We start from the raw sequence: 15,648 nt of genomic DNA, 5'->3' as shown, positions 1-15,648 counted from the left end.
CACGAGGGGCGGTCCGCGCAACCAGAGACGGCGCCGGGACCGGCTGCCGCCGCTTAGGACGACGGGCCGCGCCGGGCGGTTCCCGGCAGGTACCCGAAGGGTGCCGGGCTGCGTCAACTGTCCCCAGGCACCACGGATTACGTACCCGGACCCACTCAGCAGCCCGTCCAGTCGACAGCAAAAACCGCCCGCTTCCGGCTTTTTCCGGCCAAGTTCTAGCCTTGGCCGGACAGTGAGTTGTCGTCCCACAGACACCAGGATTCCCACCTGGGCAATGCTGGACATCGCTCCTCGTCTGCGTGTAGATGTGGATTCATTGATAGCGGCGCAGCACGATCTGGGGGTTTGCGATGCTATATGGCGAATCGCACCAGCTGGAAAGGCGGACGCCATGAGCGCCCCGCATCTGCCGAAAGTGGCTGGAATCGATCCAGCGGTTACAACATCCCCGCACACTGCGGCGCCCGTGCCCACACGCACCGCGCCCGCTCCGGCACCCGCGCCTGCCCCGGCACCGGCCGCGAGCACGCTCATCCAGGACCGGCTGGCGGGCATGGTCTCCGACCTCACCACCCTCCATGAGCTCACCGAACGCCTCGCACGCACCGGTGACCTCAGCTCCTCGCTGCAGGAGTTCCTACGCGCCGGAGCCGCCCTCGTCGGCGCCCGGCGCGGCCTGATCGTCCTGGAGCCCTCCGACGGGCTCGGCCCGAGCACCACGATCGGGCTCGGGCTCGGCCGCGCCGACCTCGGCCACATCGAGACCGTGCCGCGCAGCGCCACCTCGTACGGACGCATCCTCGACGGGCTGCCCGACGCCCAGGGCGGCTCCGAGGTACTGCCCGAACCGGGCGCGGCACCGGGCAACTGCGCGACCCCCGTGGACCCGCGCCACCGCGAGGTCGCCGCCCGCCTCGGCTACGCCGCGAGCTACTCCCTCCCCCTGACCGCCGAGGCGACCGGGCGGCTGGGCGCGGCCGTCTGGCTCTACGACGAACAGGCCGAGCCCAGCGACCGCCAGCGGGACCTGGCCGAGCTGTACGTGCGGCACGCCGCCGAGCACCTGGCCCGGATGCTGGAGGTCGAGCGCTCGCGCTCGCGCCTGGCCACCATCGCCGAGGAGCTGCTGCCCAGCCGGCTGCCCCGGATCACCGGGGTCCAGCTCGCCGCCCGCCACCACACCGGCCCGCGCGGCGGCGGCGACTGGTACGACGCCCTGCCGCTGCCCGAGGGCGCGCTGGGGCTGGCCGTCGGCTCGGTCACCGGCTCCGGGCCGAGCGCCGTCGCCGCGATGGGGCGGCTGCGGGCGTCGCTGCGCGCGTACGCCGTCATGGAGGGCGAGGACCCGGTCGCGGTCCTGTCCGACCTGGAGCTGCTGCTGCGGCTCACCGAGCCGGCGCGCGCGGCGACCGCGCTCTTCGCCTACTGCGAGCCCGCACAGCGGAAGATCATCCTGGCCGGGGCCGGCCACACCCCGCCGCTGCTGATCGGCGAGCGGCGCACCGAGTACGTGGAGACCACGCTCTCCGCGCCGCTGGGGATGCTGGCGTGCTGGGAGGCCCCGAGCGTGGAGGTCGAGCCCGCACCGGGAGAAACGGTGCTGCTGTACACGGACGGGCTCCTGCGGCGCACCGGGGACCCGATGGACCGGGCGTACGCGCGGCTGCACGCCGCGGCCGCCGGGGTGCCCCGTAGCGTGCGCGAGGACCCGGCCGCGCTCTGCGACCACATCCTGCGGACGGTGCTGCCCGAGGGGGAGGTGGACGCCGGGACCGACGCCGATGAGGACATCGTGCTGTTGGCCGCCCGCTTTGACTGATTTGTCACACAGTGCTCGGGGCGCCTTCCGCTCACACATACGATGGATGAGGTCCGTACCCGGTCCTTGCATGTCGTAGCAGCTGAGGAGAAGACGTGGCTGACGAGCTCACCCCGGAGACCCCGGAAGAAGAGCAGCCCAAGAAGACGCACAAGCAGCGGAAGAACGGGCTGTACCCGGGCGTCAGCGACGAACTCGCCGAGAGCATGCGCACCGGCTGGGCCGACACCGAGCTGCACGGTCTGGAGCCGATCGCCCAGGCCGAGCACACCGCCGCCCGCCGCGCCGCGCTGTCCGCGCGCTTCCCCGGCGAGCGCCTCGTCGTCCCCGCGGGCCGTCTGAAGACCCGCTCGAACGACACCGAGTACCCCTTCCGCGCGTCCACCGAGTACGCGTACCTCACCGGTGACCAGACCGAGAACGGCGTCCTGGTCCTGGAGCCCGCGGGCTCCACCGGCCACACGGCCACCATCTACCTGCTGCCCCGCTCCAACCGCGAGAACGGCGAGTTCTGGCTGTCCGGCCAGGGCGAGCTGTGGGTCGGCAGGCGCCACTCGCTCACCGAGGCCGAGCAGCTCCTGGGCATCCCCGCCAAGGACGTCCGCGAGCTGGCCGAAGCGCTCACCGAGGCCACCGGCCCGGTCCGCGCCGTGCGCGGCCACGACTCCGGCATCGAGAAGGCCCTGACCGACAAGGTCACCGCCGAGCGCGACGAGGAACTGCGCGTCTACCTCTCCGAGGCCCGCGCCGTGAAGGACGAGTTCGAGATCGGCGAGCTGCAGAAGGCCGTCGACTCCACCGTCCGCGGCTTCGAGGACGTCGTGAAGGTCCTCGACAAGGCGGAGGCCACCTCCGAGCGCTACATCGAGGGCACCTTCTTCCTGCGCGCCCGCGTCGAGGGCAACGACGTCGGCTACGGCTCCATCTGCGCCGCCGGCCCGCACGCCTGCACCCTGCACTGGGTCCGCAACGACGGCGACGTCCGCTCCGGCGACCTGCTGCTGCTCGACGCCGGCGTGGAGACGCACTCCCTCTACACCGCCGACGTCACGCGCACGCTGCCGATCAACGGCTCGTACACGGACATCCAGCGCAAGATCTACGACGCGGTCTACGAGTCCCAGGAAGCCGGCATCGCCGCCGTCAAGCCCGGCGCGAAGTTCCGCGACTTCCACGACGCCTCCCAGCACGTGCTGGCCGAGAAGCTCGTCGAGTGGGGCCTGCTGGAGGGTCCGGTCGAGCGCGTCCTGGAGCTCGGACTCCAGCGCCGCTGGACCCTGCACGGCACCGGCCACATGCTCGGCATGGACGTCCACGACTGCGCCGCCGCGCGCGTCGAGGCGTACGTGGACGGCACGCTGGAGCCGGGCATGTGCCTGACCGTCGAGCCCGGGCTCTACTTCCAGGCCGACGACCTGACCGTGCCCGAGGAGTACCGCGGCATCGGTGTCCGGATCGAGGACGACATCCTCGTCACCGAGGACGGCAACCGGAACATGTCGGACGGGCTGCCCCGCACCTCGGTCGAGGTCGAGGCGTGGATGGCTCGCCTGAAGGGCTGACCGCCCGCGCCACAGCTGTTTCGACCCGCAACGCCGGTGGGCGGGATCCCGTACGGGGTCCCGCCCACCGGCGTACTACGACACCTTCAGCAGCGCTCCCTCGCGCCACTTGAGGATCTTGTCGAAACTGACCACCGCACCGCTGCCCGGCCGGTTGCGGAAGCGGACGTGGTCCGCGAGCTCCGCGATCAACCACAGGCCGCGGCCGTGCTCCTTCGCCGTCTCCGCGCAGCCCGGCGGACCGGCCCGGCCGGGTCTGCCCCCGGCTCCCGTGCCGGCCGCGGCCGGATCGGGCGCGGCCGTGTCGGGCGGAAAGCCCGGGCCCGAGTCGGTCACCTCGATCCGGCAGCAGTCCCCGTCCAGGTACGCCGTCACGCGGTACGCCGCGCAGGCCCCCTGACCGGCTCCGGCGCCGTCCTGCCCGTCGTCGGCCTTAAAACCCCCGTGCTCCACCGCGTTCGCACACGCCTCGCTCAGCGCCACCGACAGGTCGAAGGAGATGTCAGGGTCCACCCCTGCGGTCTCCATCGTCCCGAGCAGCAGCCGCCTGGCCAGGGGCACGCTCGCTGCTTCGCGCCTCAAGTGGAGAGACCACCAGATGCTCATACGGTTACCTATTGCCGCCCATGCCGGGGCGTAAGCCCCCAGCGGCGCCCGGAGCCCTCATTCGGCCGATGCGGCGCTCCCGGGTGGCGGTGTATGCGGCGGTATGGGGCGGCCCCCGGGCCCTCGGGGACGGTCCGCCGACCCTTCGGACGAAGGCGTCTGGAGCCGCGCTGGAGCGGAATCCAAGGCACCTTCCGGAACCTGCCGTATGAAGGGCCTAAGCCCAGTGCGATGATGGCCCGGCCATGACTGCCCCCCACGCGACGCAGGCCGGAGCCGGCCTCCGACTGATCCGGGCCGCGGTGTTCACCGCGGTCTGTGTCGTGCTGTCCGCGGCCGGGCACGCCCTGGCGTCCTGCGCCACCGTGCCCTGGTGGGCCATCGGCATCGGCTTCCTCGCCGTCTTCGCGGTCGCCGCCCCGCTCGCGGGACGCCGCCGCTCGCTGCCGGGCATCGCCGCCGGGCTCGCGGCCGGACAGCTCGCGCTGCACACCGTGTTCGGCCTCGGCCAGCACGGTGCGGCCGCCTCCTCGGCGGGTGCGGCAAGCCCCTCCGACACCTCGCTCGCGGCGCTCGCCGCCCGGTTGGTGTGCGGGGGCAACTCCGTACCGCTGAGCCCGTCCGACGCCCGGCAGATCCTGGAGAGCGCCGGCCTGGACCCGGCCGCCCTGGCCGCCCAGGCCGAGGCGCAGGGGCACTTGGCCCACGCCCACCTGACCCAGGCCGCGGCGGAGCCCGCGACCGCCCTGTTCAGCCCGGCCATGCTGCTCGGCCACCTGCTGGCCGCGCTCGCCGCCGGCTGGCTGCTGGGCCGCGGTGACGCCGCGCTCTTCCGGCTCGTGGAACTGTCCCGGCGCTCCGCCGAATCCGACCCCGTACGTCCGCTGCGCGCCGCGCTGGCCTTCGTACGGGCGCTCCGTGCCGGGCTCGCGGGTACGCCTGCCCGTACGCCGCGGGGCTCGCGGGCCGCGGCCGAACCCGCCGCCTGCACCGGCCGGGAAGCCCTCCAGCACACGGTGATCAGGCGCGGGCCGCCCGCCGCCCTCGCCCTCGCAGCCTGACGCGGCACCCCCCGACTCCCCGGGACACACGACGGGAGCACCGGTGCCGCGAACTCCGCGCGCGCCCTGTGCGCGGAGCCCCAGCCACCACTGCTTCCGTGGAGTGTTTCTGCCATGAAGACCTCTCGCGTCTCCATCGCCGCCGCCGTCGCCGCCGGCTCCGTCCTCCTCCTCTCCGGCACCGCCTTCGCCCACGTCGGCGTGCAGCCCGGCGAGGCCACCAAGGGCGGCTACGCAACGATCAACTTCAAGGTCCCCAACGAGCGCGACAACGCGTCGACCACTCAGCTTGAGGTCAACTTCCCGGTCGACCAGCCGCTCACGTCCGTGATGCCTCAGGACATCCCCGGCTGGACCTCGACCGTCGAGAAGACCAAGCTCGACAAGCCGCTCTCGGTGCACGGCAAGCAGATCAACGAGGTCGTCACCAAGGTCACCTGGTCCGGCGGCAAGATCGAGCCCGGCCGGTTCCAGCAGTTCCCGGTCTCCGTGGGCAAGCTGCCGGACAACGCGGACAAGATGGTCTTCAAGGCGATCCAGACCTACGACAACAACGAGGTCGTCCGCTGGATCGAGGAGCCCAAGGAGGGCTCCGCCGAACCGCAGAACCCGGCGCCCATCCTGAAGCTGACCGCGCCCGCCGCCGGTGGCGACCACCACGACGACGCCAAGGGCGCGGACAAGAAGGCCGACAAGGCGGCCGACAAGGGCCACGACACGGCCGCGAAGAGCGGTTCCGACACGACGGCGCGCGCGCTCGGCATCACCGGCATCGTCGTCGGCCTCGCAGGTGTCGCCTTCGGCGTCGCCTCGCGCCGCCGCGCCTCCTGACCTGCCGCGCTCGCAGGTCCGGCCCAGCCCGCCTGCGGCGCACCCGCACCCCATCACAGAACCACCAGAACCATCCCCCGATCCCAGGGACACTTCCCCATGCGCACCACACGTGTGACGGTCGCCGCCCTCGTGGCAGCGGCCGCCCTCACCCTCACCGCCTGCGGCGGTGAGAAGGCCCCGACCAGCTCGGTCAAGCAGATCAGCGGCGGCCAGGCCAAGGCCGGCTCCGCGACCCTGCTCGACCGCCCGTTCGACAAGCCGGAGCTCGTCCTCACGGACACCACCGGCAAGCCGTGGAACCTGCGCGAGCAGACCAAGGGCAAGCCGACGCTCATCTACTTCGGCTACACCAGCTGCCCCGACGTGTGCCCGCTGACGATGAGCAACATCGCCGTCGCCAGGAAGGCACTCCCCAAGGCCGACCAGGAAAACCTCCAGGTCGTCTTCGTCACCACCGACCCCGACCGGGACACTCCCGAATCCCTCGGCTCGTGGCTCAAGGCCCAGGACCCGTCCTTCGTCGGACTGACCGGGGACTTCGCCACCATCCAGGCCGCCGCACGCAAGCTCGGCATCGGTATCGAGGCCGCCAAGCCGGGAGCCGACGGCAAGATCGTCTCCATGCACGGCGCCCAGGTCATCGCGTTCTCGCCCAAGACGGACGAGGGCTACGTCCTCTACGGCGAGGGCACCACCGTCGATGACTACACCAAGGACCTGCCGAAGATCGTCAAGGGAGAGAACCCGTGAACGCCCGCACCACCCGCACCCTCGCCGCCGCCCTCTCCCTGACGGCAGCGCTCGCCATATCCGGCTGCTCCTCGGACGGCGAGGACGCCGGGGCCAAGCCGAAGCTCTCGGTCAGCGGCGCCTTCATGCCCCAACCGGTGAACGACAAGATGGCCGGCGCGTTCATGGTCATCAAGAACGACTCCAAGACGGCCGACAAGCTGACCGGCGTCACCAGCACGCTCTCCGACGATCTGCAGATCCACGAGACCAAGGAACAGAAGATGCAGCAGGTCCAGTCCCTGGACGTGCCTGCCAACGGTGAGCTGAGGCTGGAACGCGGCGGCAGCCACGTCATGTTCATGGGTCTCAAGAGCACCCCGAAGGTCGGCGACAAGGTCACCGTCGAGCTCCGCTTCGAGAAGGCCGACCCCGTCAAGGTCGAGCTGGACGTCAAGGAGCGGACGTACAACGCGAAGACGCCGACATCCACCGACGGCAATGCCCACTGACGGACCGAGGGACTGACACGCCATGACGGCCACCGCCCCCGCCCCATCCGCGGCCCGCGTCCACGCCACGGCCTTCCTGCCGCGGCTCACGCTGGTCCTCGCAGCCCTGCTGGCAACCCTGTTCGCCGTGGCCACCCCGGCCTCGGCGCACGCCGCACTCACCGCGAGCGACCCCAAGGACGGGGCGGTGGTCGCCACGGCTCCCGCCCAGGTCACCCTCTCCTTCTCGGAGCAGGTCGCCATGGGCGACGACTCCATCCGCGTCCTGGACCCCCAGGGCAAGCGCGTCGACACCGGTGAACTGCGCGACATGTGCAGCGGATCGATCATCCGCTACGGCACCGCCCTGCACACCGGCCTGCCCAACGGCACCTACACCGTGGCCTGGCAGGCCGTCTCCGCCGACAGCCACCCCATCGCCGGCGCCTTCACGTTCTCCATCGGCGCCCCTTCGGCCACATCGGTGACCCTGCCCGCACAGACCGCGGGCGACGGGCCCGTCGCCATCGCCTACGACGTCGCCCGGTACGCCGCCTACGCCGGCTTCGCCGTCCTGGTCGGCGGCGCCGCCTTCATCCTGGTGTGCTGGCGCCGGGGCGCGGCCGAGCGGTCGCTCCAGAGGCTGGTCGTACGGGCCTGGGTCACGCTGACCGTCGCCACGCTCGCGATGCTGATGCTCCGCAACCCGTACACGGGGTCCGGGAAGTTCGCCGACACCTTCGACCTCGACGGGCTCAAGGCCGTACTGGAGACCAAGTCGGGCGCCTCCCTCGTCTCCCGGCTGCTCCTGCTCGGCGCTGCCGCGCTGTTCATCGCCGTACTGTTCGGCGCCTACGCGAGGCGGCAGCAGGCCGACAGGAGCGCGGAGGACGCCAAGGCCGACGGAGACCTCGTCTTCGGCCTCGCCATCGGCGGGACCGTCGTCGCGGCGGGCATCGCCGCCACCTGGGCCCTGTCCGAGCACGCCTCGACCGGCATCCAGCCCGGCATCGCCATGCCCGTCGACGTCCTCCACCTGCTGGCCGTCGCCACCTGGCTCGGTGGACTGACCGCACTGCTGGTCGCCCTGCACAAGGCCCCCGGCATCGAACGCGAGGCCATCCGGCGGTTCTCCACCGTGGCCTTCAGCAGCGTGCTGGTCCTCGCCGCGACCGGCACCTATCAGGCCTGGCGGCAGATCGGCACCTGGTCCGCCCTCACCGGCACCGGATACGGACAGCTGCTGATCATCAAGGTCGGCCTCGTCGCCGTTCTCATCTCCATCGCCTACGTCTCCCGCTCGTGGACCGGGCGGCTCGCCGAGTCCGCCTCCGGGAAGGCCGCCCACGGGGCCGAGGCGGCCAAGGTCGTGGCGCAGCGCGATGTTTCACGTGAAACACAGCCCGTCGGCGTCGGCGGCACCGCGGCGGGCGACCCCAAGCGGGCCGCGCAGCTCGCCCGGCAGCAGGCCGCGCAGGTCAATGCCCGCGAGAAGCAGGCGCGCGACGCCGATCCGGACCGCGCCGGCCTGCGCCGGTCGGTCCTCGCCGAGGCGGGTGTCGCCGTCGTGCTGTTGGCCGTCACGACCATCCTGACCAGCACCGAGCCCGGCCGGGCCGCGGAGCTGGAGTCCTCGCGGGGTTCCAACTCCACCGCCGTGCCCAACCGGGCCATCAAGGTCACCCTTCCCTTCGACACCGGCGGCCAGAACGGCAAGGGCTCCGTCCGGGTCGAACTCGACCCGGGCCGTGTCGGCGCCAACACCCTCCACGTGTGGGCCGAGACCCCCGACGGCAAGCCCTTCGACCTCCCCGAGATGAAGATCTCCTTCACCCTCCCGACCAAGGACATCGGCCCCCTGCCGGTCGTCCCCGACCGTGCCGCGCCCGGGCACTGGAGCGCGTCCGGCGTCCAGTTGCCGCTGGCCGGCGAGTGGCGGATCGACGTGACGGTCCGCACCTCCGACATCGACCAGACCACCGTGCAGAAGAACGTGAAGATCGGCTGACCAGCGTGACCGAGAGCAACCCCGACATCGAGATCTCCCGACGCCGCCTGCTGGGCACCGTCGGCGCCGCGGGCGCCGCGGGGCTGGCGCTCGGCGCCACCGGCGGCGCCCTCGCCCACTCCGCCGTCGCCGAACCCGCGGCCGGCGCCCCGGGCGCCGCCGGGAGCCTCAGCTCCCTCGGCGCCACGCAGGTCGCCTTCCACGGTGACCACCAGCCCGGCATCACCACGCCCCTCCAGGCCAAGGGGCACGTCCTCGCCTTCGATATGGCTCCGGGCGCGGGACGCACCGAGGCCGCCGCCCTCATGCGCCGCTGGTCCGACACCGCGCGGCGGCTCATGGCGGGCGAGACCGCGCCGACCTCCGACACCGGGATCGCCCTCGACGCCGGGCCTTCTTCCCTCACCATCACCTTCGGCTTCGGGTACTCCTTCTTCGAGCGCACCGGTCTGACGGCCCGCCGCCCCGCGGCACTGGACCCGCTGCCGGACTTCTCCTCGGACCGGCTCGACGCCCAGCGCAGCAACGGCGACCTGTGGGTCCAGATCGGCGCCGACGACGGACTCGTCGCCTTCCACGCCCTGCGGGCCATACAGAAGGACGCCGGGGACGCCGCGCGCCTGCGCTGGTCGATGAACGGCTTCAACCGGTCCCCCGGTGCCACCGCGGCCCCCATGACCGCCCGCAACCTGATGGGCCAGATCGACGGCACGGGCAACCCGAAGCCCGCCGAGCCCGACTTCGACAAGCGGATCTTCGTCCAGGGCGCGGGCCCCGGACCCGCCGAGCACGCCTGGATGGCCGGTGGCTCGTACGCCGTCGTGCGCCGCATCCGCATGCTCCTCGACAGCTGGGAGCAGCAGTCGGTGGCCCAGCAGGAGCAGGTCATCGGCCGTACGAAGGCCACCGGCGCCCCGCTGACCGGCGGCACCGAGACCACGGCGATGGGCCTCGACAAGATCGGCCCCGACGGCAAGTCCGTCATCCCGGCCAATGCCCACGCCCGGATCTCGGCCCCGGCGCAGAACGGCGGGGCGGCCATGCTCCGGCGTCCCTTCTCCTTCCACGACGGGATCTCGGCGGACGGCACCCCGGACGCCGGACTCCTCTTCATCTGCTGGCAGGCCGACCCGCTGCGCGGCTTCGTCCCCGTCCAGCGCAAACTCGACCGGGGCGACGCGCTGTCGGCGTTCATCCGGCACGAGGCCAGCGGCCTGTACGCGGTGCCGCCCGGCGCGCGCGCCGGGGAGTACGTGGGGCAGCGGCTGCTCGAGGGGTGAACAGCCCCACGGCGGCCGGTGCCCCGGCATTAGGCTGATCACATGTCGGCCACCCGCTTCACCTATCTCGGTCCCGAGGGCACGTTCACCGAAGCCGCCCTCCGGACACTGCCGGAAGCCGCGACCAGGGAGCTCGTCCCGATGGTGTCGGTCCCGGCCGCCCTGGACGCCGTACGCAACGGCGAGGCCGCGGCCGCGCTGGTGCCGATCGAGAACTCGGTGGAGGGCGGGGTCACCGCCACCCTCGACGAGCTCGCCTCGGGCGAGCCGCTGATGATCTACCGCGAGGTGTTGCTGCCGATCGCGTTCGCACTGCTCGTGCGGCCGGGGACGAAGCTGTCGGACGTGAAGACCGTCACCGGCCATCCGGTCGCGCAGCCCCAGGTCCGCAACTGGCTGCGGGCGAACCTGCCGGACGCGGTGTGGGAATCGGCCGCCTCCAACGCGGACGGGGCCCGGCTGGTCCAGGAGGGCCGGTTCGACGCCGCCTTCGCGGGCGAGTTCGCGGCGGCCACCTACGGGCTCGTCCCGCTGGTCACCGAAATCCACGACGCGGAGAACGCGGAGACCCGCTTCGTGCTCGTGGGGCGCCCGGCCCGGCCGGCCGCCCCGACCGGTGCCGACAAGACCTCGGTCGTGCTCTGGCTCGGCGACGACCGCCCCGGAGCGCTGCTGGAGCTCCTCCAGGAGTTCGCCGTACGCGGGGTGAACCTGATGCTGATCCAGTCCCGGCCGACCGGTGCGGGCATCGGCAACTACTGCTTCGCCGTCGACGCCGAGGGCCACATCTCGGACCGCCGGGTCAGCGAGGCCCTCATGGGCCTCAAGCGCACCTGCCCCCAGGTGCGCTTCCTCGGCTCGTATCCGCGCGCCGGGGTCGCTCAGGGTGACGTCCGCGCTCCGCGGCCGGGCACCTCCGACGGTGACTTCACCGCCGCTTCCGACTGGTTGGCACGCTGCCTCGACGGCCGCGCGTAGCGGTCCCTCCACTGTCCACAGGGTTATCCACAGGCCGAGGCCCAGGCCTGGGGACAAGTCGACAGAGTGGCGCGACAAGGTCGACAAATCGGTCGGGCGGCGCAGGTTTCGCGCTGGGGAGCGGAGGGTGAACGGCGTCACCCCCGCATCACCGATCAACTCTTTGGGGCGAGCCATTCCCACCCGAATGAGTGTGTGAGGGTGGTTTGAGCCCTGATTGAGCCCGGCGACTCCCCGGTCGGGAATGATCTATTCCCGTGTCCACAGATCCGGCGCACAGCCTGTGGATAAGACGCCGCGACGGGGAATTCCTGTGGACAAGGCAGAGCCTCCGGCCCTGCTCAGGGCATGCCCGATCCCTGGCGCCATGCCCCTTTTCGGGGAATGGGACCGCTTTTATTGACCCACCCCGAAGGGGCCTCCCGACCACCTTGCCGGAGCTTTTCCATTCTCCGCAATTAGGACATAGCGACACGCAGCGTGATATCGGTGTGATCCCAGGAAGGCCCGCCCGGTAGCCTGGAGGGGTGATTGACCTTCGGCTGCTCCGTGAAGACCCTGACCGTGTCCGCGCCTCGCAGCGCGCCCGTGGAGAGGACGTCGGCCTCGTCGACGCACTGCTCTCCGCCGATGAGCGCCGCAGGTCCTCCGGCATGCGCTTCGACGAACTGCGCAATGAGCAGAGGTCCCTCGGCAAGCTCATCCCGAAGGCCTCCCCCGAGGAGCGGGCCGAGCTGCTGAAGAAGGCCGACCAGCTCAAGCAGGACGTCAAGGCCGCCGAGGCCGAGCAGAACGAGGCGAACGAGGCTGCCAAGCAGCTCCTGCTCCAGCTCGGCAACATCGTCCACTCGGACGTGCCCGTCGGCGGCGAGGAGGACTTCACCGTCCTCGAGACCCACGGCACCATCCGCGACTTCGGCGCCGAGGGCTTCGAGCCCAAGGACCACCTGGAGCTCGGCGAGTCGCTGGGCGCCATCGACGTCGAGCGCGGCGCCAAGGTGTCGGGCTCGCGCTTCTACTACCTCACCGGTGTGGGCGCGCTGCTCGAACTCGCGCTGGTCAACGCGGCGATCGCGCAGGCCACCGAGGCCGGCTTCATCCCGATGCTGACCCCGGCGCTGGTCCGCCCGCGCGCCATGGAGGGCACCGGCTTCCTCGGCCAGGCCGCGGAGAACGTCTACCACCTGGAGAAGGACGACTACTACCTGGTCGGCACCTCCGAGGTCCCGCTCGCCGCGTACCACATGGACGAGATCATCGACGCGGACAAGCTCCCGCTGCGGTACGCCGGCTTCTCGCCGTGCTTCCGCCGCGAGGCCGGTACGTACGGCAAGGACACCCGCGGCATCTTCCGCGTCCACCAGTTCGACAAGGTCGAGATGTTCTCGTACGTCGCGCCGGAGGAGGCCGAGGCCGAGCACAAGCGGCTCCTCGACTGGGAGAAGCAGTGGCTGACCAGCCTGGAGCTGCCGTTCCAGGTGATCGACGTCGCCACCGGTGACCTGGGCGCCTCCGCCTCGCGCAAGTTCGACTGCGAGGCCTGGATCCCCACCCAGGGCAAGTACCGCGAGCTGACCTCCGCCTCGAACTGCGACAGCTTCCAGGCCCGCCGCCTGTCGATCCGCTACCGCGACGGCAAGAAGACCCAGCCGCTGTCCACGCTCAACGGCACGCTGTGCGCCGTCCCGCGCACCATCGTCGCCATCCTGGAGAACCACCAGCAGGCCGACGGCACCGTCCGGGTCCCCCCCGTGCTCCGTCCGTACCTGGGCGGCCGCGAAGTGCTGGAGCCGATCGCCAAGTGAGCACGGCCCCGTTCCCGTACAAGCTCGTCGCGACCGATCTCGACGGCACGCTGCTGCGTGACGACGACACCGTCTCGGAACGCACCCGTGAGGCGCTCGTCGCGGCCACCGCGGCGGGCGCGGCGCACATCATCGTCACCGGCAGGGCCGTGCCGTGGACGCGGCACGTCCTGGACGACCTCGGCTACAAGGGGATCGCGGTCTGCGGGCAGGGCGCTCAGGTCTACGACGCGGGCGCGCACCGGCTGCTCACCTCGGTGACGCTGGACCGGCAGCTCGCCGGCCTGGCGCTGTCGAAGCTGGAGGCCGAAGTGGGTCCGCTCGCCCTGGCCGCCAGCCGGGACGGGGTGGACGGCGAGGTCCTGTTCGGGCCCGGGTACCAGGTGCAGGAGGGCCTTCCGGCGCTCTACCTGCAGGACACCGCTGCGATGTGGACCGCCCCGCTGAACAAGCTGTACATCCAGCACCCGGAGCTGGACGACGACGCGTTGGTCAAGGTGGCCCGGGAGACCGTGGGCAGCCTCGTGGACATCGTGATGGCCGGTCCGGGGATCGTGGAGATCCTGCCGCTGGGGCTGACCAAGGCCACCGGCCTCTCGCTGGCCGCGCGCCGGCTGGGTGTGAAGGCGGCGGAGACGATCGCCTTCGGCGACATGCCCAACGACATCCCGATGTTCGGCTGGGCCGCGCACGGGGTGGCGATGGCCAATGCCCACCCGGAGCTGAAGGCGGTGGCCGACGAGGTGACGACCTCCAACGAGGAGGACGGCATCGCGGTGGTGCTGGAGCGCCTGCTGGGCGCTGCGTAGCACCTACGACGTACGAGAAGGTCCGGGGCAGCCCGCGCCGTCAGGCGCGCTCGAAGCGGCTGCCCCGGACCTTTTTGTTGCTCCCCGCACGACTCACTCTGCCCCGCGCGCAATCCCCGTACCAGCGAATTTCCCTACGTCGGCGGCGCGTCCGGCGCCGCCGCTCAGCGGCCGGAGCGGGTCGCGGGCCACCGGCTCATGTTTCACGTGAAACATGGACGGGACGCCCGTGCGGGTGGGGGTGCCGGGTGAGCGGCCAGGCGAGCAGACCGACGGCGAGCGAGATGGCGTGGCCGAGGTCGGTGAAGGTGCCGCCGGTGGCGAGCGGGAGCCCGAAGAAGGCAACGGCGCCGGCGAGGTAGAACCATCTCCAGGGGCCGGGCAGCCGGTAGGTCAGGACGCCGATGGCGGCCGCGAGTCCGTAGCTGACGCCGATGTCGACGACGTGGACCATGCTGCGCGGGGCCCGGTGGTCCTGGATGGCCATCAGGACGACCTTCTGGCTGACGAGGGTGGCCGTGATGTGGGCGGTCGCGACGATCACGAGCCAGCGCAGGGTGCCGAGCCAGCGTTCGACGGGGGCGTGGAAGAGCTCGAAGAGCACGGCGTAGAGGGCGAGCGAGGCCGGGTTCTCGATCCAGAAGGCGCTGGAGAGAAGGCTCCTTATCGGGTGCTTGGCGAGCTCGTGGATGTTGCTGCTGTTGCGGTGGAGCAGGACTCGTTCGAGGTGGTCGGGCGCGATCACGACGACGATGCTGGTGATGGCGATGATCAGCAGCCAGATGTGCGTGCCGGGCGCGGACCGTATCCAGGACCGCACGGGCCTGGACGGCTCGGGCTCGGGGTGCTCGATCATGCACTGATGATGACGTGCGCGGCTGTGCCCCGCCTGGCCGGGTGGGCCGGGCGGGGCACAGTGTGCCGAGCGGGTGCGGCGGGGTCCTACTCCTCGCCCGCCAGGGTCAGGCGGCGCAGCTTCTGGCCGGCGTAGACGGTGGCGCCGATGGTGACGGTGACGAGCAGGACCACGGCGGTGGGCATGCTGACGGTGGCGTCCACGTATCCCTCGCCGGCGATCTTCTCCGCGAGGGTGAGGGACCACTGCTGCACGCTGAGGGTCTTGGCACCGTTGACCAGGCTGCCGAACAGCGACTCCCAGATCAGGGCGTAGACCAGGCCGAAGACGACGGCGTGCCGGCTGACGGTGCCCAGCAGCAGGAAGAGCGCGCTGTAGGCGATGGAGGCGACCACGGCGGCGACGGCGTAAGCGACGGCGATCTGCTGCCCATTGCCGTTGAGGATGAAGCCGGCGATCAGGGTGGGGATGGCGGAGAAGGCCATCGTGACGGCGATCGCGACGATCAGCTTGGTCATGATGATCGTCGGGCGCTTCACCGGCTTGGAGAGCAGGTAGACGATCGAGCCGTCGTCGATCTCCGGGCCGATGGCTCCGGTGCCGGCGATCACGCCGATCAGCGGGACCATGGTGGCGAGGGCGAAGCCGCCGAGGAGGTCTGCCGCGACCTTGTCGTCCAGGCCGGCGAAGGCGCGGACGGCGACGGAGATGACGATCAGCAGGACGGGCAGCGCGCAGAGGATCAGCGCGCGGCGGCGGCCGAGCAGGGCCCGGTAGGTGAGCCGGGCGACGGTGGGGTTGTACATGGGT

At 71.4% G+C, this 15,648-nt stretch carries 14 protein-coding genes; 11 read left to right on the top strand and 3 right to left on the bottom strand.

The window, feature by feature from the left end:
• Nucleotides 1-274: 274 nt before the first annotated feature.
• Nucleotides 275-1,819, top strand: coding sequence for a PP2C family protein-serine/threonine phosphatase (locus ACZ7GJ_RS19490; protein WP_470753214.1), 1,545 nt, complete (start codon nt 275-277; stop codon nt 1,817-1,819).
• A 95-nt stretch (nt 1,820-1,914) separates the two neighbouring features.
• Nucleotides 1,915-3,381 (top strand): aminopeptidase P family protein, encoded by a 1,467-nt coding sequence (locus ACZ7GJ_RS19485; RefSeq protein ID WP_470753213.1) that lies wholly within the window; start codon nt 1,915-1,917, stop codon nt 3,379-3,381.
• A 75-nt stretch (nt 3,382-3,456) separates the two neighbouring features.
• On the opposite strand, the gene ACZ7GJ_RS19480 is transcribed toward ACZ7GJ_RS19485, so the two are convergent.
• Nucleotides 3,457-3,987 (bottom strand): ATP-binding protein, encoded by a 531-nt coding sequence (locus ACZ7GJ_RS19480; RefSeq protein ID WP_470753212.1) that lies wholly within the window; start codon nt 3,985-3,987, stop codon nt 3,457-3,459.
• A 245-nt stretch (nt 3,988-4,232) separates the two neighbouring features.
• On the opposite strand from ACZ7GJ_RS19480, the gene ACZ7GJ_RS19475 reads away from it, so the two are divergent.
• The 9 genes from ACZ7GJ_RS19475 to ACZ7GJ_RS19435 all read left to right on the top strand — a co-directional run bounded on the left by ACZ7GJ_RS19475 (nt 4,233) and on the right by ACZ7GJ_RS19435 (nt 13,982).
• Nucleotides 4,233-5,048 carry a hypothetical protein gene (locus ACZ7GJ_RS19475; protein ID WP_470753211.1) on the top strand — a complete coding sequence of 272 codons (816 nt, stop codon included), beginning with the start codon at nt 4,233-4,235 and terminating at the stop codon, nt 5,046-5,048.
• Between the two features lie 114 nt (nt 5,049-5,162).
• Complete coding sequence (locus tag ACZ7GJ_RS19470) at nt 5,163-5,879, top strand: YcnI family copper-binding membrane protein (protein ID WP_470753209.1); 717 nt, start codon at nt 5,163-5,165, stop codon at nt 5,877-5,879.
• 99 nt (nt 5,880-5,978) lie between these two features.
• The gene (locus ACZ7GJ_RS19465; RefSeq protein WP_470753207.1) at nt 5,979-6,632 is read left to right on the top strand and encodes an SCO family protein; all 654 of its coding nucleotides are present in this window, start codon (nt 5,979-5,981) and stop codon (nt 6,630-6,632) included.
• Nucleotides 6,629-7,123, top strand: a complete 495-nt coding sequence (locus tag ACZ7GJ_RS19460) for a copper chaperone PCu(A)C (RefSeq protein WP_470753206.1) — start codon at nt 6,629-6,631, stop codon at nt 7,121-7,123. The genes ACZ7GJ_RS19465 and ACZ7GJ_RS19460 overlap by 4 nt, the downstream gene beginning before the upstream one ends.
• Nucleotides 7,124-7,145: 22 nt before the next feature.
• On the top strand, nt 7,146-9,110 hold the full coding sequence (locus ACZ7GJ_RS19455; RefSeq protein WP_470753205.1) for a copper resistance CopC/CopD family protein: 1,965 nt from the start codon (nt 7,146-7,148) through the stop codon (nt 9,108-9,110).
• Entirely contained in the window at nt 9,107-10,390 is a 1,284-nt protein-coding gene (gene efeB / locus ACZ7GJ_RS19450; protein WP_470753363.1) for an iron uptake transporter deferrochelatase/peroxidase subunit, read from the top strand. The genes ACZ7GJ_RS19455 and efeB overlap by 4 nt, the downstream gene beginning before the upstream one ends.
• 42 nt (nt 10,391-10,432) lie before the next feature.
• A complete protein-coding gene (gene pheA / locus ACZ7GJ_RS19445; protein ID WP_470753203.1) occupies nt 10,433-11,368 on the top strand; it encodes a prephenate dehydratase in 936 nt (311 codons plus the stop codon).
• A gap of 527 nt (nt 11,369-11,895) precedes the next feature.
• Nucleotides 11,896-13,173, top strand: a complete 1,278-nt coding sequence (gene serS / locus ACZ7GJ_RS19440; RefSeq protein WP_470753202.1) for a serine--tRNA ligase — start codon at nt 11,896-11,898, stop codon at nt 13,171-13,173.
• Nucleotides 13,170-13,982 (top strand): HAD family hydrolase, encoded by an 813-nt coding sequence (locus ACZ7GJ_RS19435; RefSeq protein WP_470753200.1) that lies wholly within the window; start codon nt 13,170-13,172, stop codon nt 13,980-13,982. The genes serS and ACZ7GJ_RS19435 overlap by 4 nt, the downstream gene beginning before the upstream one ends.
• Before the next feature lie 196 nt (nt 13,983-14,178).
• Here the strand turns inward: ACZ7GJ_RS19435 and ACZ7GJ_RS19430 are convergent, their stop codons facing one another.
• Together ACZ7GJ_RS19430 and ACZ7GJ_RS19425 are read right to left on the bottom strand one after the other, a co-directional pair.
• A complete protein-coding gene (locus tag ACZ7GJ_RS19430) occupies nt 14,179-14,838 on the bottom strand; it encodes a rhomboid-like protein (protein ID WP_470753199.1) in 660 nt (219 codons plus the stop codon).
• Between the two features lie 86 nt (nt 14,839-14,924).
• Entirely contained in the window at nt 14,925-15,644 is a 720-nt protein-coding gene (locus ACZ7GJ_RS19425; RefSeq protein WP_470753196.1) for an ABC transporter permease subunit, read from the bottom strand.
• Nucleotides 15,645-15,648 lie beyond the last annotated feature (4 nt).

The organism is Streptomyces sp. NPDC037242 (genome assembly GCF_055604165.1).
The sequence above is the reverse complement of the archived record's forward strand: the minus strand, read 5'-3'. Positions and strand labels throughout refer to the sequence as shown.